General features: G+C 52.3%; 22 protein-coding genes. All 22 read left to right on the plus strand.

The window, feature by feature from the left end:
• The first annotated feature begins 112 nt into the window (after positions 1–112).
• Complete coding sequence (locus PHT49_08355) at positions 113–859, plus strand: hydrogenase iron-sulfur subunit (protein ID MDD5451887.1); 747 nt, start codon at positions 113–115, stop codon at positions 857–859.
• Entirely contained in the window at positions 825–1292 is a 468-nt protein-coding gene (locus tag PHT49_08360) for a 4Fe-4S dicluster domain-containing protein (protein MDD5451888.1), read from the plus strand. The genes PHT49_08355 and PHT49_08360 overlap by 35 nt, the downstream gene beginning before the upstream one ends.
• Positions 1293–1295: 3 nt before the next feature.
• A complete protein-coding gene (locus PHT49_08365) occupies positions 1296–1781 on the plus strand; it encodes an NAD(P)H-dependent oxidoreductase subunit E (GenBank protein MDD5451889.1) in 486 nt (161 codons plus the stop codon).
• Positions 1768–3621 carry an NADH-ubiquinone oxidoreductase-F iron-sulfur binding region domain-containing protein gene (locus tag PHT49_08370; protein MDD5451890.1) on the plus strand — a complete coding sequence of 618 codons (1854 nt, stop codon included), beginning with the start codon at positions 1768–1770 and terminating at the stop codon, positions 3619–3621. The genes PHT49_08365 and PHT49_08370 overlap by 14 nt, the downstream gene beginning before the upstream one ends.
• 16 nt (positions 3622–3637) lie before the next feature.
• Positions 3638–4360, plus strand: coding sequence for a 2Fe-2S iron-sulfur cluster-binding protein (locus tag PHT49_08375; protein MDD5451891.1), 723 nt, complete (start codon positions 3638–3640; stop codon positions 4358–4360).
• Positions 4361–4552: 192 nt separating this feature from the next.
• Entirely contained in the window at positions 4553–5941 is a 1389-nt protein-coding gene (locus PHT49_08380) for a sigma 54-interacting transcriptional regulator (protein ID MDD5451892.1), read from the plus strand.
• Positions 5942–6229: 288 nt separating this feature from the next.
• Positions 6230–6607, plus strand: a complete 378-nt coding sequence (locus PHT49_08385; GenBank protein ID MDD5451893.1) for a CGGC domain-containing protein — start codon at positions 6230–6232, stop codon at positions 6605–6607.
• Between the two features lie 21 nt (positions 6608–6628).
• Entirely contained in the window at positions 6629–7102 is a 474-nt protein-coding gene (locus tag PHT49_08390) for an iron-sulfur cluster assembly scaffold protein (protein MDD5451894.1), read from the plus strand.
• 26 nt (positions 7103–7128) lie between these two features.
• Positions 7129–7740, plus strand: coding sequence for a NifB/NifX family molybdenum-iron cluster-binding protein (locus tag PHT49_08395; GenBank protein MDD5451895.1), 612 nt, complete (start codon positions 7129–7131; stop codon positions 7738–7740).
• Between the two features lie 50 nt (positions 7741–7790).
• On the plus strand, positions 7791–8162 hold the full coding sequence (locus PHT49_08400) for a DUF5320 domain-containing protein (protein MDD5451896.1): 372 nt from the start codon (positions 7791–7793) through the stop codon (positions 8160–8162).
• On the plus strand, positions 8159–9064 hold the full coding sequence (locus tag PHT49_08405; GenBank protein MDD5451897.1) for an ARMT1-like domain-containing protein: 906 nt from the start codon (positions 8159–8161) through the stop codon (positions 9062–9064). The genes PHT49_08400 and PHT49_08405 overlap by 4 nt, the downstream gene beginning before the upstream one ends.
• Before the next feature lie 162 nt (positions 9065–9226).
• Positions 9227–9478: a hypothetical protein gene (locus PHT49_08410; GenBank protein MDD5451898.1), complete on the plus strand. Its 252-nt coding sequence runs from the start codon at positions 9227–9229 to the stop codon at positions 9476–9478.
• Between the two features lie 224 nt (positions 9479–9702).
• Positions 9703–10761 carry a hypothetical protein gene (locus PHT49_08415; protein ID MDD5451899.1) on the plus strand — a complete coding sequence of 353 codons (1059 nt, stop codon included), beginning with the start codon at positions 9703–9705 and terminating at the stop codon, positions 10759–10761.
• A gap of 38 nt (positions 10762–10799) precedes the next feature.
• Positions 10800–11066, plus strand: coding sequence for a zinc ribbon domain-containing protein (locus PHT49_08420; GenBank protein MDD5451900.1), 267 nt, complete (start codon positions 10800–10802; stop codon positions 11064–11066).
• On the plus strand, positions 11063–12028 hold the full coding sequence (locus tag PHT49_08425) for a radical SAM protein (protein ID MDD5451901.1): 966 nt from the start codon (positions 11063–11065) through the stop codon (positions 12026–12028). Before PHT49_08420 ends, PHT49_08425 begins: the two co-directional genes overlap by 4 nt.
• A gap of 192 nt (positions 12029–12220) precedes the next feature.
• Entirely contained in the window at positions 12221–12886 is a 666-nt protein-coding gene (locus tag PHT49_08430; GenBank protein ID MDD5451902.1) for an MBL fold metallo-hydrolase, read from the plus strand.
• 337 nt (positions 12887–13223) lie between these two features.
• Entirely contained in the window at positions 13224–13802 is a 579-nt protein-coding gene (locus PHT49_08435) for an HAD-IA family hydrolase (GenBank protein ID MDD5451903.1), read from the plus strand.
• Between the two features lie 27 nt (positions 13803–13829).
• Positions 13830–15059 carry an inorganic phosphate transporter gene (locus PHT49_08440; protein ID MDD5451904.1) on the plus strand — a complete coding sequence of 410 codons (1230 nt, stop codon included), beginning with the start codon at positions 13830–13832 and terminating at the stop codon, positions 15057–15059.
• A 12-nt stretch (positions 15060–15071) separates the two neighbouring features.
• Positions 15072–15740: a TIGR00153 family protein gene (locus PHT49_08445; protein ID MDD5451905.1), complete on the plus strand. Its 669-nt coding sequence runs from the start codon at positions 15072–15074 to the stop codon at positions 15738–15740.
• 80 nt (positions 15741–15820) lie between these two features.
• On the plus strand, positions 15821–16501 hold the full coding sequence (locus PHT49_08450; GenBank protein ID MDD5451906.1) for a glycerophosphodiester phosphodiesterase family protein: 681 nt from the start codon (positions 15821–15823) through the stop codon (positions 16499–16501).
• Between the two features lie 397 nt (positions 16502–16898).
• Positions 16899–17300, plus strand: coding sequence for a hydrogenase iron-sulfur subunit (locus tag PHT49_08455; GenBank protein ID MDD5451907.1), 402 nt, complete (start codon positions 16899–16901; stop codon positions 17298–17300).
• Positions 17301–17311: 11 nt separating this feature from the next.
• Positions 17312–18721, plus strand: a complete 1410-nt coding sequence (locus PHT49_08460; protein ID MDD5451908.1) for a glutamate synthase-related protein — start codon at positions 17312–17314, stop codon at positions 18719–18721.
• Positions 18722–18728 lie beyond the last annotated feature (7 nt).

Consider the following 18728-nt stretch of genomic DNA (forward strand, 5'->3'; position numbering starts at 1 on the left):
AGATTAATAGCCTTTTCTGAGTGCAGGACTGTTTCAAACACCTAACGTGTTATTTTAGTTTTTCAATAAAAGTCTTCTCTGCGGTGAGATATTCGACTTGAGGAACGAGAGTATGGTGAATGAACCTAAAATACTTGGATTTTTATGTCACTGGTGTTGCTATGCGGCGGCGGATGCCGCGGGTGTGGCCCGGTTTCAGTATCCGTCCTACATTCGGACTATACGGGTCATGTGTACCGGCAGGATAGATCCCGCCTTTATTCTGGACGGTTTTGTCAAAGGGGCGGACGGGATTTTCATGGGCGGGTGACACCTTGGTGAATGTCATTACCGGTCCGGTAATTTCGAAGCCATAAAAAAGATCAAATTAATCCACACCATCCTGGATCAGGTTGGAGTGGACAAGGGAAGGGTGAGTCTGGAATGGGTCTCTGCTGCCGAAGGCCCGCGTTTTGTCCAGGTGGTAACCGACTTCTCCCATCGAATCCGAGCCCTTGGCCCGGTAGGGCAAAGTGAGGGCGTTGATCGCCGGCTTCTGCTCCGTAAGCTGGAGGCTGCCAGGCTGGCTGCGGAGGGCATGAAGCTGCGGGCGGCTTTTGCGAAACAGGCCAAAGAGATGAAGGAAAGCAACGCCGATTTTCCCTCTGAAGATAAACTGAGAGCAACGCTCGTTGATGAAATGGACATTTTTGAGACTCTCCTGTTCCTTCAGAAAGACAAGAACGACATCGCAGAGCTGGCGGAATTGCTGAATCTTTCGCCGGAACGGGTCAAGTACTGTATCGACACGCTGGGCAGGAGGAATATCTGGAGCGGAGTACCGTATGGAAACAGTTCTGTTAACTCAAGCGGATCCTAAGTTCAAATACGAAATCGCCGGGAAGATAGGCCTGGAGGAGATAAAGCCCTGCTATTCCTGCGGGTCATGTACGGGGGTATGCCCGGTTCGGGAGGTCATAGAGGATTTCGACCCACGGCGCATCATACACATGATCGTTCTGGGTATGAGAGATGAGGTTCTTTCATCTGACCTTATCTGGTTTTGCTGCCTGTGCAACTCCTGCTATTTCGTTTGTCCGCAAGGGATAAAGTTCGCACGTATAGCCACCGAGCTGCAAAAAATGGCGCTGGCCGAGGGGCGCGTTGACGATGACTTCCTGAAACGGTTGGAGCCGGTTAAGGCCTGTTTACAGGATCTATGCCGTCGTACCATGTTTATGAAGGTGAAAGAAGGCATGCGGGGGACGCATATCATGCCCTGCTGGCGAAAGTATACGGCGAAAGCAGGTTAAACAATGGACCTCAAAAAAGTTGACTCTATATTGGAAAAGCACGGCTACCGTCACTCGGAAATAATCGGCATCATGCAGGATTTACAGGAGATCGAGAATTACCTGCCGCAGGAAATGCTTCGCTACATATCCGGGAAGCTGGAACTCAAGCTGACAAGGATTTTCGACATTGCCACTTTCTACAAGTGTTTCAGTCTGGTGCCGAGAGGACGTCACATTATCAGAGTATGTTGCGGCACCGCCTGTCATCTTGGCGGCGCGGCGCGGAATTTGGAACAAGTAAAGAGGCTACTCAATGTGGAAGCAGGGGAAACGACAGATGACCGTAATTTCTCGTTGGAGACGGTTAACTGTCTTGGCGCCTGTGCCCTGGCGCCGGTTACTGTGGTAGACAAGGATTATTACGACGGCGTGCATCCCGGCAAAATCGAGAAAATTCTTTCGAAATATTATCCGGAGTCAAAAAGGTTACCCCATGAACAGGATTAGAGCTATATCAGACCTGGAAGAATTGCGCCGATCGATTCTTGCAAAGAAAGATCCAAACAGGGTTGTAATTGGGGTTTGCTGCACCACCGGCTGTCAGGCCAGACGGTCCGGGGAGGTTATTGACGCCTTTAAAAACGAAATAAAAGAAAAAGGACTTCAAGACAAGGTAGAAATCAAAAAGACCGGATGTCATGGCTTTTGTGAAATGGGTCCTATTGTGGTCGTTGAGCCGGCTAATAGCTTCTACTGCCGGGTGAGCGCTAAAGATGTTACGGATATTGTTTCCGAAACCGCCTTAAAGGATAAGGTCATAGATCGATTATTATGGAGGCACCCGGAGACTAAAGAAGTGGTTGTGTCTCAAAAAGACATCCCTTTTTATAAAAAACAGAAGAAGGTCGTTTCTCATAACAGCGGCCGGATCGATCCGACGAATATAGAAGACTATATAGCGGTTGGGGGATATGACGCTCTGGCAAAAAGCCTGACCGCTATGACTCCGGCAGAGATAGTGGAAACCGTTGTCGCTTCCGGTATCCGGGGAAGGGGCGGAGGCGGTTTCCCAACCGGTATAAAATGGAGAATTTGCAGTTCTGCGCCCGGTGACACGAAGTATATTATAGCCAATGGTGACGAGGGTGATCCCGGCGCGTACATGGATCGAAGTCTTATGGAGGGCGACCCGCATAGTATTATCGAGGGGATGATCATCGGCGGTTTTGCCATCGGGGCGCGTGAAGGCATTATATATGTGCGGGGTGAATATCCGATAGCTATTATGCACTTGTCCCGTGCTATAAAACAGGCGGAAGAATATGGCCTTCTGGGCCGGGATATTCTGGGCAGTGATTTTGATTTCACGCTTAAGATAAGCAGGGGTGCCGGGGCGTTTGTATGCGGAGAAGAAACCGCCCTCATGATTTCCATCGAGGGCAGGAGCGGCGCCCCGCGGCCCAGACCGCCTTACCCGGCCATCGAAGGATTATGGGGCAAACCTACAGTCCTGAATAACGTGGAGACCTTTGCCAATATCCCCAAGATAATTTTAAACGGCGCGTCCTGGTATTCTGATATGGGAACGGCCGGAAGCAAGGGGACAAAGATATTCTCGCTGGTGGGTAAGGTCAGGAATACGGGGTTGGTCGAAGTGGAGATGGGGACTACTCTCCGCGAAATTATTTTTGATATTGGAGGCGGGATCAGAAAAGGCAGGCGTTTCAAAGCGGTTCAGACCGGAGGGCCGTCCGGAGGGTGTATCCCTATCAGTAAGATAGGCATGTCTGTTGATTATGACAGTCTCAGGGATGTTGGGGCCATTATGGGTTCAGGCGGCATGATCGTGATGGATGAGACATCCTGCATGGTGGATGTCGCCAGGTACTTCATAAACTTCTTGATGTTCGAATCGTGCGGCAAATGTGTCCCATGCCGGGAAGGCCTGAAACAGATGCATGAGATATTGAAAAATATCTGCGAGGGCCGGGGACAGAGAGGTGATATTGAATTATTAAGCGATCTTGCCGGTGTTATGACGCCGGCCTCTCTGTGTGCCTTGGGCGGGACTGCTTCCAATCCTGTGCTCAGCACTATTCGGTACTTCCGGGATGAATATGAGGCCCATATATTTGATAAAAAGTGCCTGGCCGGGGTATGCAAAAACCTCTTTGAATATGTTGTTGACGAGGAGCGTTGTAACGGTTGCACCCTCTGTCAGCTCAGATGTCCGCAGGGAGCCATTTCCGGCGAAAAAAAGAAGCCCCATGTGATCGACCGTGAGCGGTGTATTAAGTGCGGTATCTGTTACAGTATATGCAAGCGGGAAGCAATCAGAGTCAAATAGCCGTAGGAGAAAAAGAGTGAAGGTAGCCATAATAATTGACGGCCAAAGGGTACAGATCGACCGCGGCGCTCCGATTATTGATGCGGCCAGGAAAGCCGGTATTTTTATTCCCACTCTCTGTTACCACGAGGCCCTCAAGGCGTATGGGTCGTGTCGCCTCTGTATGGTGGAGGTTATTCAGAATAGGCAGTCCAGGTTGGTAACGTCCTGCAACTTTCCGGCAGAAGGGGGGATGGAGGTCTTTACCGATACACTCAGGGTCAGAAAAATCAGAAGGGTAATCGTGGAACTCTTACTGGCGAGATGTCCTGATGTGCCGTTGCTACGGACCATGGCTGTGCAGATGGGGATTGACTTCAACCGTTTCCGAAAAAAAGAGGGGAAAGAGTGCATCCTGTGCGGACTCTGCGTCCGTTTTTGTGAAGAAGTCGTGGGGGTCGGGGCCATAGGCCTGGCCAATCGGGGTACGGAACGCGAAGTGGCGACCCCTTTTAGGGTGGCCTCGGATGTCTGTATCGGCTGTGGTTCATGCACGTATATATGCCCTACAGGGTGCATTGAGATGGTCCCTGACGAAGAAACACCAAAACTGCGGCGTATGAACCTGGGTAAACTCTCACTTTCTCCCTGCCCGAATAAATATCAGTGTGAGACATGCTCAATTGAGCAAGAATTCTTTGAGGAGATAAAGCGGGTTATCGCCGACTTTCGGAGTAAGCATAAAAGAACGCCGTTTTAAGAGACTGCCCTTCCATCTTTTCCCTTTATAAAGCTGCCATATACCCGTCCGCATTGCATAGCTGGGCTTTTTTGCTTTTTGCAGGCATGTGTAATATATAGTATAGTAGGCTTTTAGGAAAACCATCCCGATCGCGACGTAGCATCAGCCCGCGCGGAGAAAAATAACCTCAAGGAAGCAGTGTGAGGCATTATGAGTCTGACCTATAGAAAAAACATGAAATCCGGGAGTCTTACCCCCACCGAGGCCATCCTGGAGAGCATCTCGGACGGTGTATTCACGGTGGACTCGGGATGGCGCATCACTTCGTTCAACCGGGCGGCAGAAGAGATCACGGGCGTATCGCGTAAAGAAGCGATCGGCCAGCGATGCTCAGAGGTGTTCCGCTCCAACATGTGCGGGGCCGCCTGCGCGCTTCAAGAGACTTTGAAGACGGGCAAACCCATCGTCGGGAAATCCGGATATATCATCGACTCAAACGGAAACCACATCCCCATCAGCATCTCCACCGCCGTGCTACGGGACGCCTCCGGCCGCGTGATCGGCGGCGCGGAGACCTTTCGCGACCTCTCCGAAATTGAGGCGCTGCGCCGGGAGTTGAAGGGAAAGTTCCGGATCGGCGATCTTGCCAGCCGAAGTCCTTTGATGCAGCGATTGTTCGAGGTTTTGCCCGCCATTGCCGCCAGTCCCAGTACGGTTCTCATCCTCGGAGAAACCGGAACCGGCAAGGAATTGGTGGCGCGGACGGTTCACTCCCTCAGCCCTCGTAACCGGGGGCCGTTCATCGCGGTCAACTGCGGAGCCTTGCCCGATACGCTTCTGGAGTCGGAGTTGTTCGGCTACAAGGCTGGGGCATTCACCGGCGCAAACAAGGACAAGCCCGGCCGTTTCGCGTTGGCCAAGGGAGGGACCATCTTCCTCGACGAGATCGGCGAGATCAGCCCGGCCCTCCAGGTCAGGCTGCTCCGTGTGCTGCAGGAGCGGACATACGAGCCGTTAGGGGCAACCCGCTCGGAGACCGCCGATGAGCGGGTCGTCGTCGCCACAAACAAGGATCTGGCTGAGCTGGTACGTCAGGGCCTTTTTCGAGAGGACCTCTATTACCGCGTGAACGTGGTGCGCATCGAACTGCCTCCTTTGCGCCGGCGAAAAGAGGACATCCCCCTTTTGGTAGATCAGTTTATCACCCGGTTCAACCGGTTGCAGAAAAAAACTGTTGAGGGAATCACATCGGAAGCCACGTCTTTCCTTATGTCCCATGATTGGCCGGGAAACATTCGTGAGCTGGAAAACGCCATCGAGCACGCTTTCATTCTTTGCAACGAGGGGCGCATCGGCATCGAACACCTGCCCGAGGGGTTAACGGCTCATGGCGAGGCCGGGCGTACGGATTCCGATCTGCGGTCCGCCCACGATATTCTCGACGCCCAGGCCATTCACGCCGCTCTTGAACGCAATAACTTCAATAGGCTGGCGGCGGCAAGGGAACTTGGCATTCACAAGACCACGCTCTTTCGCAGAATGAAGAGGCTGGGCATTGCCCTCCCCCGGCAACCCGGCCGGTCCACGAGCATGCGGTAGCGTTTGCGCACCTCTGGCGGGCTATGATGGTAGCTTGTATGCAACCTGGCCATCCCCGAATTTTATCTTCCTTCATATAACAACATCGTATTTCAATAAGATATGAGTTCTGTAGCCGAGGGTTACGCGTTGGCATAGTCTATGCATTTTGATGGCCGAGGCAAAAAGTATATATTGAGTGAGGCATAAAATCACATTGAAGCTCCCCGCAGTAAGCTGCGGGGAATGCGCTCGCTATGCATGTTCAAGAACTACCGGTAATTGCTTTGTAATCGAAAGGAGAACGAAGTGGCAAAAATTGGTTTGATCCGTTGTGAAAAAAACGAAAAGCGATGCCCCCTTACCGGTTGTCTTCAAAGTATGAAGAACACCACCCAGGCCTTTGCCCGCTATGCGGATGCCGAACTCGTCGGGGTTTTCACCTGCCGGTGTCCGGGGGAAGGCGTTGTAGAACTGTCGAAAATCCTGAAGAGTAAAGGCGCCGAGGTAATTCATTGGTGTACCTGTACCTTCGCCCGCCAGGAAAACGGGAAATGGGTGGCGGGCGGCGGCTTTTGTGACAGCGTGGATACGATTCTTAATCGTATCTCCCAGGAGGCAGAAATTACATGTGTAAAAGGTACGGCCCATCTTCCAGAGGGATATCAGCCGAAAGTATTCGAGTGAGCATGGGGTGAGGTCAAGGCGATGACAGACGATTTGGATGCCTTTGTACAACAACTTCAATCAGGCATTTTTGAGGAAACCATGAGAGAGTGGGGTGAGAAGGCCTACCAGCGCTGGCGAAATCCCAGCTATCTGGGAGCGATGGACGATGCGGATGGCAAGGCCTCTCTGAGAGGGTCTTGCGGAGATCAAATGCAGATTTATCTAAAGGTTGATGCGCATCGGGTGACCAGGGCGTCTTTTCTAACAGATGGATGCGGTCCCAGCGTGGTGTGTGGTTCTTTCGCGGCCGAAATGTCTTTGGGGAAGGATCCCGAAGGACTTTTTGAAATATCAGGGGAGGCCATTTTATCAGCCATTGGCGGCCTACCCAAAGACCATGAGCATTGCGCCTTTCTGGCCGCCGAGACTCTCCAGGCGGCGGCTAACGATTATCTTGTCAGGCAAGCGCAAAAATACAAAACCACAACAGTAGGTCAAGACGTTTGCGAATGAACAAAACCGGAATATTTGAAGGTAGGATGAATGGAGGCCGGACCGAGGCCTCTCCTTCCAGACAAGCGCTTTCTGGAACAAAAATAGCTTTCGCAACTCTGGACAAGCGAATTGCACCGGTCTTTGACACCGCACGGCAGATTCATGTTATCGAGGCCAAGTTCGGGCAGATTGTTCGCGAAAGCCGGGAGCCGCTGGCGGACAATCTGCCGGTTCAAAAGGCGCTTCGGCTGGCGGAGCTGGACATCGAGACGCTGGTTTGCGGCGCCATTTCCAGGCCGTTGCATGCATTGGTCACAGCTTACGGAATCCGTGTTATCTCATTTGTAGCTGGCGATTTACATGATGTTGTCCGGGCCTGGCTCTCAGGGCGGGTCGATTGGAATGCCTTTGCCATGCCGGGCTGTTGCGGGCGCGGGCGCCGTCGCTTCAGGGGAATGCGCGATATTTATCAGGAGGGAGCCGCTATGACCGCAGGCGCGCATGGCGGAATGGGAGCATCTGACGGCTCCGTGGCGGCCGGACCTGCCGGCTACTGCGTATGCCCACAATGCGGGCATAAAGAACCACACGAACGCGGCGTGCCCTGCGTCGAGCGCAAGTGCCAAAAGTGCGGGGCCACCATGACCAGGAAATAGAAGATGAACCAGATGCATTTTAAATAGAACCATAAAAGGAGGACACGACGATGCCAGGAGGAGATGGAACCGGACCCATGGGAATGGGACCAATGACGGGACGCGCGGCCGGCTACTGCGCGGGTTCTGGGATGCCGGGATACGCGAATTTTGCCCCAGGACGGGGTTTTGGCATGGGGTTTGGAAGGGGTAGCGGATACGGCGGACGCGGGAGGCGAAACATGTTTTATGCCACAGGCCGTCCGGGCTGGATGCGATTTGGAGGGTATGCAGGGTCCTATGGATACCCAATGCCATACCAGGAACCCAATGCGGAGATGGAAAAGCAGGCACTCAAGAGCCAGGCCGACGCATTGCAGTCGGAACTGGAATTAATCAAGAAGCGCCTCGCCGAGATTGAAACCGGATCTGCGAAGGCATGAATACGTCTCTCGATTGCATTCCCTGCTTCATTCGTCAGGCATTAGAGGCGGTTAGGATGGTTTCTACGGACCGCATCGTTCATGAAAGCGTTGTGCGTGATGTGTTGCGCTGGACCGGTGAAATGGACTTGGATCATCCGCCTCCCGTTATGGGTCAACGTATTCACCGGCACCTCCGGGAGATTACCGGCGTAGAGGACCCTTACCGGCTGGCGAAAGGACATCAGAACCGCATGGCCTTGAGTCTGCTCCCGGAGCTGAAAGCTGAGATCAAGGCCGCGTCGGACCCGCTGGCCATTGCGGTGCGCCTGGCCATTGCAGGGAATGTGATCGACATGGGTGTAAACGGCAGCGTGACCGAGTCCGATGTGCGCCAATCCGTTAGCCAGGCGCTGGCGGGGGCTTTCATCGGGGAGATGGATGAATTTCGACAATCTGTCGCCAAAGCCCGAAGTATCCTGTACCTGGCCGATAACGCCGGGGAGATTGTCTTTGACCGGCTGCTGATCGAGCAACTTTCACCGGAGCGGGTCACCGTAGCCGTGCGGGGCGCGCCGGTCATCAACGACGCGACCATGGACGACGCCCTGGATGTGGGACTCCACGAAATCGTCGAGATCATCGACAACGGTTCGGATGCGCCGGGGACGATACTTGAGGAGTGCAACCAGGAATTTCGACGGCGATTCGCCGAGGCTGATCTGATCCTTGCCAAGGGGCAAGGCAACTATGAGACACTTAACGACGGGCCGGCCAATATTTTTTTTCTGTTCAAGGCCAAGTGCCCTGTAATCGCGGACCATGCTGGACTGCCGTTGGGGACACAGGCGCTGATCCGTTCGGGAAATATGATATCGAATTTGGAGAGCGATCTTTCCGCTGAAAGATCAAATGTTCGCTGAGAGCATCAGCTTACAGGGCGCTGATTAACAGGCGTTCGGCCATCGCCGGATTTTACCGGGAAAGGAAAATTTTGAATATGAAAATAGCAGTCACAACGAAATCCAACGCCGCCAGACAACCCGATCTCGTCCCGGATTCCAAGCTTTCTCCGAGTCCTGCCCTTGACTCGACCCAAAGCGCTGGTCTGGCTTTTGCCGGTCGTGGGATGGGCGGCGGTCGTGGGATGGGCGGCGGTCGTGGGATGGGCGGCGGTCGTAGGATGGGCGGCGGTCGTAGGATGGGCGGCGGTCGTAGGGGTTCGATGGGCTTCGGAAGCGGCATTGCCTGCGGCCGATATCCCTTGCCTACTCATAACGGCCCCAAAGACGGAGAAATTCAATCCACACAGCAACCGAAGCAAATGCAGCAAGTGACCCCACCAGTTCAAGATATTAAGAAAAGGAAACGTTATGTCGCTATAGTTAACCAGGAACGGTGTAAGGGGTGCAACGAGTGCGTTGATATCTGCCCAATGGGGGCTATTGCTGTTAAGGGCGGCAAGGCGAACGTTGATGCGCAAAACTGCGTTGGGTGCGGTGCATGTGTGAATATATGCCCCGCCGGGGCAATCAGTTTTCATCAATAATAGGAGGGAGCCATGAAAAGAAATTTGCTGGCCGGTTTAATTTTGGGAAGCGTTGTTGTGTTGGGAATGGCAGTTTTCAGCTTCGCGCAGGGGATAAAGAAAGAGGATTGTTTTTTTTCATCCGGTCTTCACGCCACCGCCGGAGGAATGTCTTATTGGTATGACAAGTCAAGGGGAGGACTCGAAATCATCACCGGCGTCCCATACTCAGACCTTGGATGCAAAAATTGTCATGTCTCATCCTGCGATGCCTGTCATAAAAAAGAGGCTAATGGGAAATCGACGTACTCTGTTGAAACAGCTAAAAACCAAGAGAAATGCCTAAGCTGCCATGCCCGTGAGGGAGTGATCATGAAAATTGACAGGGAAGCTAATACGCCGGATGTCCATTTTGCAAACGGAATGAATTGCATGGATTGTCACACCGCGCGCGAGATTCACGGCGATGGCATTGAATACAAATCAATGAAAGAGCAAGGCGCAATGGATGTGACATGCGAAAAATGCCACGAATCCCTTACAAAAAGCGTTTCACACACGATCCATGGAAATAAGTTAGATTGCAAGGCCTGTCATGTCCGGCAGGTGGTGAGCTGCAATAACTGTCATTTTGAGACCATGATCAAAGAAAAGAAGCGGGTAAGTCTTCCTGTCTCCGGCTGGAAATTTCTAATGAACTATGAAGGGAAAGTGACCTCGGCCAATATGCAATCATTCGTTTTGCCGGGAGACAAAACATTCCTTATGTTTGCCCCCCAGTTCAGTCACTCAGTGAAGAGAGATGGGACTAAATGCGAAGAATGCCATGCCACCGAAACCGTCAAACAAATTCTTAAGGGAAGCATTGATCTTTCTTGGCTCGAGGGAGGGAAGAAGCAAAACAAAAAAGGTATTATTCCCGTTGTGAGTGGAGTTCAGTACAATTGCGTATATCAAAATTTTAACAACGGAACGTGGACGCTGATTTCCAATCCACCTGCTCCAAAGATACAGTATGTGGGTTTTGGCTCTCCGCTGACGGAAAAACAGTTAAGGCAGATGGAAAAGCCTCAAAGAAGTAATAAAAAATAACGTCGTGGCATGTGCCAAAGAAATATTGGAGGTGAGCCATGCCGACCTATGAATACGAATGTGAGGTATGTGGCTTGATATTCGAATGGCGGCAGCGGATTACGGAGGACCCCGTCAGAGAGTGTCCGGAATGCCATGGAAAAGTCCGGCGGCTGGTTAGCGGCAGTGTAGGATTTATCCTCAAAGGGTTTGGGCATAGCCGAACAGGACAACGCGGGGGCGGATGTTCACCGGAACAAATGGGTAAGACCTGCTGCGGGCGAGACGAACGTTGCGGAGAACCGCCGTGCGGGGACAAATTATGAGTGCGGGCGGTTTTCAGCACGTATACGGGCCTGTTGCGTCGCGGCGCCTGGGTCGTTCTCTCGGGATCGATCTTGTGCCGTTCAAGACCTGCACCTATGACTGCGTGTACTGCCAATTGGGCCGGACTACGAATAAAACCCTTGAGCGAAAGGAATACGTCCCGGTTAAAGATGTCTTGGTCGAACTGGGACAGAAGCTGGCTGTGGGGGATGTTCCTGATTACATCAGCCTCGCGGGCTCCGGCGAACCCACGCTGAATTCCGGCATCGGTGACCTGATCCGCAAGATCAAGGGGTTGACGGATATTCCGGTGGCCGTCCTGACCAATGGCTCGCTGTTATGGATGAGTGAAGTCCAGGATGCCCTGATGACAGCCGACCTTGTACTTCCATCGCTGGACGCTGGTGATGAGTCGCTTTTTAGATACGTCAATCGTCCGCATGAAAGTATCTCTTTTGAGCAAATGGTCGATGGCGTTGTTTCCTTTAGTAAACGCTTTCCAGGGGAATTGTGGCTGGAGGTTCTTCTGCTTGGCGGCGTTACGGGAATCCCCGCTGAGGTTGAGAAGATTGCTGCCATTATTAGGCAAATCCGACCGGCGCGGGTGCAACTAAACACCGTTGTTCGTCCACCCTCTGAAGAATTTGCCTTTCCTCTCTCGTCCGACCAGCTTCTCACTCTGAAAGGACTTTTTCCGGATCAAGTGGATATCATCAGCGAGAATGAACGTGACCTTTCGCAGGCCACAGCCCTTTCCGGCTCCAGAAATGAGGACGTTCTGGCGTTGCTTGGCAGACGACCGTGTACCTTTGCCGATGTTGCAAGCGGTCTTGGCATTCATATCACGGAAGCGGTCAAACAACTCGATGCGCTCAAATCTGCCGGAAAGGTGACAACGGTTCTCGTGGATGGCCGGGTTTTCTATACCGTTATCGGATCGACAGAAGCTTCGAGGTCATGAAGTTGGAGAACGGTCTGATCATATTTTGTCCAGATCAATTCGTTCGGTAGGACTTGGATTTGAAAGCGCCGAATAGTTATACGGCGTTATGAAACGAAGATGACAAGAATAGTCAATGCACTGAAGGCGATTTTCTGAAGCGGAAATCATGCGGGCCATTATCAAGCCTATCATAACGTGGGCCGAGGCAAAATGCATATAGAAAAGACCTCCTCAATGAATGCGCATCGATTTCGGATAACGATATTGGTCGATAATCAGGCCGCCCCCGGGCTGATGTCTGAGCATGGCCTTTCGTTATGGATTGAAGCTGAAGACAAGCGCATCCTTTTCGATACGGGACAAGGGAGTGCGCTGGCCGCAAATGCCTCGGTACTTGGCGTGGACCTGAGTGAAATCGACATCCTTGTGTTGAGCCACGGGCATTACGACCATACCGGCGGAATTCCTCAACTCCTGAAGGTCAATAAAAAGGTTGAGGCCTATTGCCATCCTGGAGTAGTGCAGCCCCGATACGCCATCCGGGATGGGACGCCAAAACCGATTCAGATGCCGCGCGAATCCATAGTGTCCATTAACAAGCTGCCCGCGCAACGTCTCCACTGGGTTTCACAACCGTTGTTGCTGTCCGAGAGAATCGGCATTACCGGTCCCATTCCCCGCCAGACAAGCTACGAGGATACGGGCGGGCCGTTTTTTCTCGATCCGGAGGGAAGACGCGTAGATCCGATTGACGATGATCTAGCACTGTGGGTTCAGACGGAAGATGGTTTGGTCATCTGTGTCGGGTGCTGCCATGCGGGATTGGTGAATACACTGAACCACGTTCGACGCCTGAATAAGGGGTCGAGGGTATGAGCCGTCATTGGCGGCTTCCACCTGCTCACCGCGAGCAGTCAACGTATCGATCAGACTCTGGCCGCACTGAGATCCCCGGAGCCGGATATGGTTATTCCTTGCCACTGCACCGGAGAGCATGCCGTTGCGGACGCCTTGAGAGAACGGGTATTGCCCGGAGCGGCTGGGATGACATATCGGTTCTGAAGCAAGTCCAAAGACTAGACCAGCCCGCTGTATTAATAACTTGTCCTTTCCCCTTTTTTCCTTTATAAGTCTGCCATAATCATAAGCTGGAGGTGAAGCCATCGACGCGGGCTTGCCAATACGGGCAGTACTATTTGATTACGGCGGGGTAATGGCGGAAGAAGGTTTTCGCGAAGGGCTTAAGGCCATTGCCCGGCAAAACGGGATTGATCCGGCAGTCTTGCATCGTCTGGCGGTTGAGGCGATCTATGAATCCGGATATGTAACCGGCCGGGGTAGCGAGTCAGAATTCTGGGATATGATGCGCCGGCGTTCCGGCCTTAGCGGGAGCGACGCAGAACTTACCCGGGAGATCCTGCAACGCTTTGTCCTGCGGCCGAAAATGATCGAGGTGGCGCGCACCCTGCGCCGTGACAACTTTGTTACCGGTATCCTCAGCGACCAGACCAACTGGCTGGACATCCTGAACGAGAGAGACCATTTTTTTCAGGAGTTTGATCGGGTGTTTAACAGTTACTATCTGGGCAAGGGCAAAAAGGATCTAACCATATTTGACGATGTTATACGGACGCTTGGCGTCTCACCGCCGGAGACGCTGTTCGTGGATGACCATCCAGGCAATATTGAGCGTGCGAGCCGGCGGGGATTAAAGACCATTCTCTACCGGGATCAAGACCCTTTCCTTGTAGAACTTGAACAGATCCTCGGACGCCGCATGATTCCGGATTAAAATCAATTAACCCGATCTGGGGTAATCATGACCTTTGAATATACGATTCTAATCCTGGGTTACATTTTTGGACTTTATATGGCCTGGAACATCGGGGCCAACGATGCCGCCAATGCCATGGCCTCAAGCGTCGGCGCTAAGGCCATTACCCTGCGGCAGGCAGTGTTTGTCGCCGGTATTCTGAATTTCGTGGGCGCAGTTTTTGTAGGATCTCACGTGGTTGACACCATAAGTAAGGGGATTGTTTCTCCCGAGGCCCTGACCGATCCAAAAGTGGCAATCGTGGGGGCCCTTTCCGCACTCATCGCGGCCGCGCTGTGGGTATTCTTTGCCACATGGAGGGCCCTTCCCGTCTCCACCACTCATGCCATCGTCGGCGCCATGGTCGGTTTCGGCATCATGGTGGGCGGCTTTTCCTCAGTCAATTGGTGGAAGCTGGCGGGCATAGTGGCGAGCTGGATCATCTCGCCTATCTTTAGCATGGTACTATCATTCCTTGTTTTCAAGATCATTTATCGATTTATATTGACGCAGAAGGATCTGATGGCCAGGGCGTTTGGATTATCTCCATACTTCATCGGCACCACATTTTTTGTGGTAATCATGTCTTTCCTGTGTAAGACGCCATTAGGAAAAAGAATGGCGCTGGATACCATCACCTCCACCGGGTTATCCCTGGCCATTGCCGCTCTGATGGGATATGCGGGAAAATACCTGCTTAAGCGGCATACGAAGAAAACCGGTGCGGAAGGTGTTGAACATACCTTTCGTCACCTGCAACTGGTTACCGCCTGCTATATGGCGCTTTCTCAGGGGGCCAATGACGTGGCCAATGCCATCGGTCCGCTGGCGCTTATCTATTTTTTCGTCAGTAACGGGTCTATCGGCGGTCAGATTGAGGTTCCCATCACCCTCCTGTTGTTTGGAGGAGTGGGCATCGCCGCCGGTATAGCCATGTGGGGGCATCGGGTTATCGAGACCATGGGACATAAAATCACCACCCTGACAAACACACGTGGATTTTCTGTTGAATTTGGCGCGGCTACGACAGTCCTTCTGGCCTCGAAGATGGGGCTTCCCGTCTCCACCACCCACGCCGCGGTCGGCTCCGTGATCGGAGTGGGTCTGGCCAGAGGTATCGAGGCGGTGAATTTTCGGATAGTAGGCCAGATTATGCTTTACTGGTTCATCACGGTCCCCATTGCCGCGATTACCAGTATGGTTATTTATAAGATACTATGTTTGATATTTTTCTAAAGCGGAGGGCTTATGCGCATACCTATTTTATCCATGTTTATGACTTCACCCTTTGAAGGACTTCAGGAACATGCGGAGAAGGTCAGAGACGGGGCCGCAATGTTCCGTATTGCGGTAAAGTGTTACTTAAGCGCTGAGTGCGAGTCTTTTGAACGGGCCAGGCAAGAGGTGTCGGATCTGGAACATCAGGCCGATGCAGTGAAGAGACGCATCAGGGGTCATCTTCCCAAAGGGACCCTGCTGCCTGTAGATAAATTTCAGATTTTCAGCTACCTGAAAGAACAGGACAAGGTAATCGATTGTTTTGAACATGTGCTGGATTGGCTGGCATTTAGACCCGCTGATAAGATTCCGGAATATTTCCGGGGGGATCTGTTTTTTCTGGTAGATTCTGTCCTTAATCCAATTGATAGGCTTAATGAGATGCTTATAGACGCGCGGCGGTACTTTAAGACTTTTTCCGAAGAAGACCGGAAGATTGTAAAGGAACACGTCCGGGAATTGCGAAAGAAAGAAGGGCAGGCCGACGTACTCGAAGCCACACTCAAACACGATATTTTTGCCAAGGAGATAGATGCGGTAACCATCTTTCATCTGATCCGGTTGGTGGAAATGCTCGGCGAGATCGCGGATCATGTGGAAAATGCCGGGGACAGGATGCGGGCCATGATTGCCAAGTAAGGCTACGTGTCGGCGTTTGAGTCGTTCGATGTTCGAACGTTTCGAACATTTATAAACACGGAGGCGAAAGATAAACAGATATGATGATTATGGGACATCGAGGGGCCAAGGCTTTAGAACCTGAGAATACCCTGCTTTCTATAAGGCGGGCCATGGAGATCGGGGTTGATGCCGTGGAAATCGACGTCCATCTGACCAAAGACAAGGAGGTTGTCGTTATCCATGACTCAACGGTGGACCGCACTACAAATGGAAAGGGCCCGGTAGGGAGTTATACGCTTGAGGAGATAAAAAAGCTGGATGCCGGTAAGGGTGAGCGGATACCGACCCTCGAAGAGGCGGTCGGGCTTGTAAAGGGCAGGGTAAAGCTCATCATCGAATTAAAAGAAGAGGGGATAGAAGATAAGATTGTTGGGCTCATAAATAAACATAGCCTCTATGGCGGCGTTTATGTTATTTCCTTCTGGCACATGGCGGTAAAGAGAGTAAAGGAGATGGACAGCCGTATTAAGACCGGCGTGCTCCTGGTCGGCTGCCCGGTGGACGCCTGTATCGCCAGAAGCGCTTCAGCGGACGCACTGGTCATGAACTACGCCTTTGTAAGCAAAGGGCTTGTCGATAAGGCGCACCAGGAGGGTCTAAAGGTCTTTATATGGAACATCGATAATCGGGATATGCTGAAACCGTATCTTGACATGGGGGTTGACGGCATCGGCAGTAATGACCCGCGCATACTGGTAGAGTATTTCAAATCAGTATAGCCCAGGCCCGGAGGAACTGCTATTTTTTTCTGCCCGCTTTCCTTACGAAAAAGAAAATTTTCACTTTCATTGACAAGCGCATGGTCGTATGTTAAAAATTCTTCAAAATATAATTATCTCTCCGAATTAACTCTCCAAAGGTCAAGACAAAGCCGTCTAGCCGACACACAATGAAGTTGATGGAGACACAAAAAAAGCGTTTTTGTGTTATGCGGGTTTTTCTTGTATGTGTGTTGACAAGAAGGAATCATCTGCTAACCCCCGAAGGTAACGACAAAGCCGTCTGATCCAATACACAAAGAAGTCGAGGGGAGACACGGAAAGGGAGTATTCCTTTTTTGTGTCACTGTAATTCATTTCGACCATATCTTGTGTTACGGAAAGGCGGTGTCTTGCGTTGGCGCCCCCCTGTAAAATCATAGGTTTTTGCTGCGAGCATGCGCTCAACAAGGAGAAGGAGTTGACCGGCAAGGATTGGCTGCAAAGTCAATCGACCGTCAAAGTGTCCGTATTGCCGTGCAGCAGCAAGGCCGATATGCTTGCCCTCATAAAGGCCTTTGAGTCCGGCGCAGATGGTGTCTTTGTCCTGGGGTGCAGGGAGGATGACTGTTCGCTCGTGGACGGGTGCCGCAGGGCCGGGAAATTGGTCAACTATACGAAAAGATTGTTGGATGAGATTGGTATCGGCGGTGAAAGGCTGGAGATATTTCACCTCGAAACACCGGGCTGCGAGTGTATGGAACAGGCAGTGGGAACGATGGTCCGCAGGATAGAAGCCCTGGAACTAAAAGGCGAATAAAGGGGTCGAAGTTGCCTAAGAAATACAGTATACCGACAAAGACATCACCCCCACGATTTACTCCTATCGGGAAGTCCACTATTTTAGACTGGGAGGGCGGCTGCCTTCGATGTTTTAAGTGCGTCAAACGCCAGTGTATCTATGACGTATATAATGAGCGTACATTTGATGTACGACAGATGACCGATACCATCGATTCGCTGTGTAAGAATTGTTTGCGGTGCGTGCAATCATGCCCGGGACAAGTCATCACCAAGGTCGTCAATGCAGAATATAAACGCATGGGAAACAGTTACTGGACGCCGGATATCATACGCATGCAGTGGTTTCAGGCGGAAACCGGGAGAATACCGGTGTCCGGGGCGGGGTATGGAGGGCCTTTTTCGGGGCCGGGGTTTGATGATATGTGGACGGATATGTCAGAGATTGTCCGTCCCACCCGCGACGGTATCCATGGACGTGAGTACATCAATACGGTCGTTGACCTGGGAAGATCACTTCGTTATCTCCGGTTTGACGCGGCGGGGCACGTGGTTAGGGATGCGCCCGAAAAGATCGAGATACCTATCCCCATCATACTTAAGGACCTGCCCCTGGGGAGTCTGAGTGAAAGCGTCTTTCTGGCCATGGCCGAAGCGGCGCAGGCTATGGATACATTCATGATAGCTCCGGTTAAGGGATGGAAACCTTACATCGAGCCTTATAAAACGCACCTTATCCCCTTGTTGACGGAGGCGGAGATTGACACGCACGGGGAACTCATCCGGGGCGTGCGGATTATAGAAATCCAGCTTTCCGACGTAACAGAGGCGCGGGTTTCCCGGATTAGAGCTGCTTATCCGGACGTGCTCATTATGGTGAGGATGCGGCTCGGTGAACGCAGCGGGGAAGAGGCCTTAGCGCTTACCCGGGTTGGTGCGGATATTTTGCATCTTTGCGCAGACAGGGATGGTAACGTGGAGTCCGGAAATGGGATCCGATTTGTCAAGGACGTGGTCCGTTCCGTACACATGAGACTGGTCGAGGCGGGCTGCCGGAACGAGATTACCCTTTTTGCGAGCGGCGGGATTGCCATGGCTGAGCACGTGGCCAAGGGTATTATCGTCGGGGCGGATGCCGTGGCCGTAGATATTCCCCTTTTGCTGGCCCTTGAGTGCCGCCTCTGTTTCCGCTGTGAAGCGGGACTGTCATGTCCGGTAGAGGTGGAGAATATTCATCCGGAATGGGGAAAGAACCGCATTCTTAATCTTATTGCGGCCTGGCGGAACCAGTTGATCGAGGTGCTCGGCGCCATGGGGATCCGGGAGATACGACGCCTGCGGGGAGAGGTCGGCCGGGCTATGTTTTTTGATGATCTCGAGAGGGAGACCTTCGGGAGACTTTTCGGCAAGAGAAAGAAAAGAGAGAGTGTAGGCAATTGAGTTCCAT

It is taken from the genome of Desulfovibrionales bacterium (assembly GCA_028715605.1).
Taxonomy (GTDB): Bacteria; Desulfobacterota; QYQD01; order QYQD01; family QYQD01; genus QYQD01.

Coding starts and splice junctions, on each gene's coding strand:
- PHT49_08405 (MDD5451897.1), top strand. CDS start 8,159: ATGAATACGTCTCTCGATTGCATTCCCTGCTTCATTCGTCAGGCATTA.
- PHT49_08420 (MDD5451900.1), top strand. CDS start 10,800: ATGCCGACCTATGAATACGAATGTGAGGTATGTGGCTTGATATTCGAA.
- PHT49_08430 (MDD5451902.1), top strand. CDS start 12,221: ATGCATATAGAAAAGACCTCCTCAATGAATGCGCATCGATTTCGGATA.
- PHT49_08365 (MDD5451889.1), top strand. CDS start 1,296: ATGGACCTCAAAAAAGTTGACTCTATATTGGAAAAGCACGGCTACCGT.
- PHT49_08400 (MDD5451896.1), top strand. CDS start 7,791: ATGCCAGGAGGAGATGGAACCGGACCCATGGGAATGGGACCAATGACG.
- PHT49_08380 (MDD5451892.1), top strand. CDS start 4,553: ATGAGTCTGACCTATAGAAAAAACATGAAATCCGGGAGTCTTACCCCC.
- PHT49_08450 (MDD5451906.1), top strand. CDS start 15,821: ATGATGATTATGGGACATCGAGGGGCCAAGGCTTTAGAACCTGAGAAT.
- PHT49_08415 (MDD5451899.1), top strand. CDS start 9,703: ATGAAAAGAAATTTGCTGGCCGGTTTAATTTTGGGAAGCGTTGTTGTG.
- PHT49_08445 (MDD5451905.1), top strand. CDS start 15,072: ATGCGCATACCTATTTTATCCATGTTTATGACTTCACCCTTTGAAGGA.
- PHT49_08390 (MDD5451894.1), top strand. CDS start 6,629: ATGACAGACGATTTGGATGCCTTTGTACAACAACTTCAATCAGGCATT.
- PHT49_08440 (MDD5451904.1), top strand. CDS start 13,830: ATGACCTTTGAATATACGATTCTAATCCTGGGTTACATTTTTGGACTT.
- PHT49_08360 (MDD5451888.1), top strand. CDS start 825: ATGGAAACAGTTCTGTTAACTCAAGCGGATCCTAAGTTCAAATACGAA.
- PHT49_08425 (MDD5451901.1), top strand. CDS start 11,063: ATGAGTGCGGGCGGTTTTCAGCACGTATACGGGCCTGTTGCGTCGCGG.
- PHT49_08370 (MDD5451890.1), top strand. CDS start 1,768: ATGAACAGGATTAGAGCTATATCAGACCTGGAAGAATTGCGCCGATCG.
- PHT49_08395 (MDD5451895.1), top strand. CDS start 7,129: ATGAATGGAGGCCGGACCGAGGCCTCTCCTTCCAGACAAGCGCTTTCT.
- PHT49_08435 (MDD5451903.1), top strand. CDS start 13,224: ATGGCGGAAGAAGGTTTTCGCGAAGGGCTTAAGGCCATTGCCCGGCAA.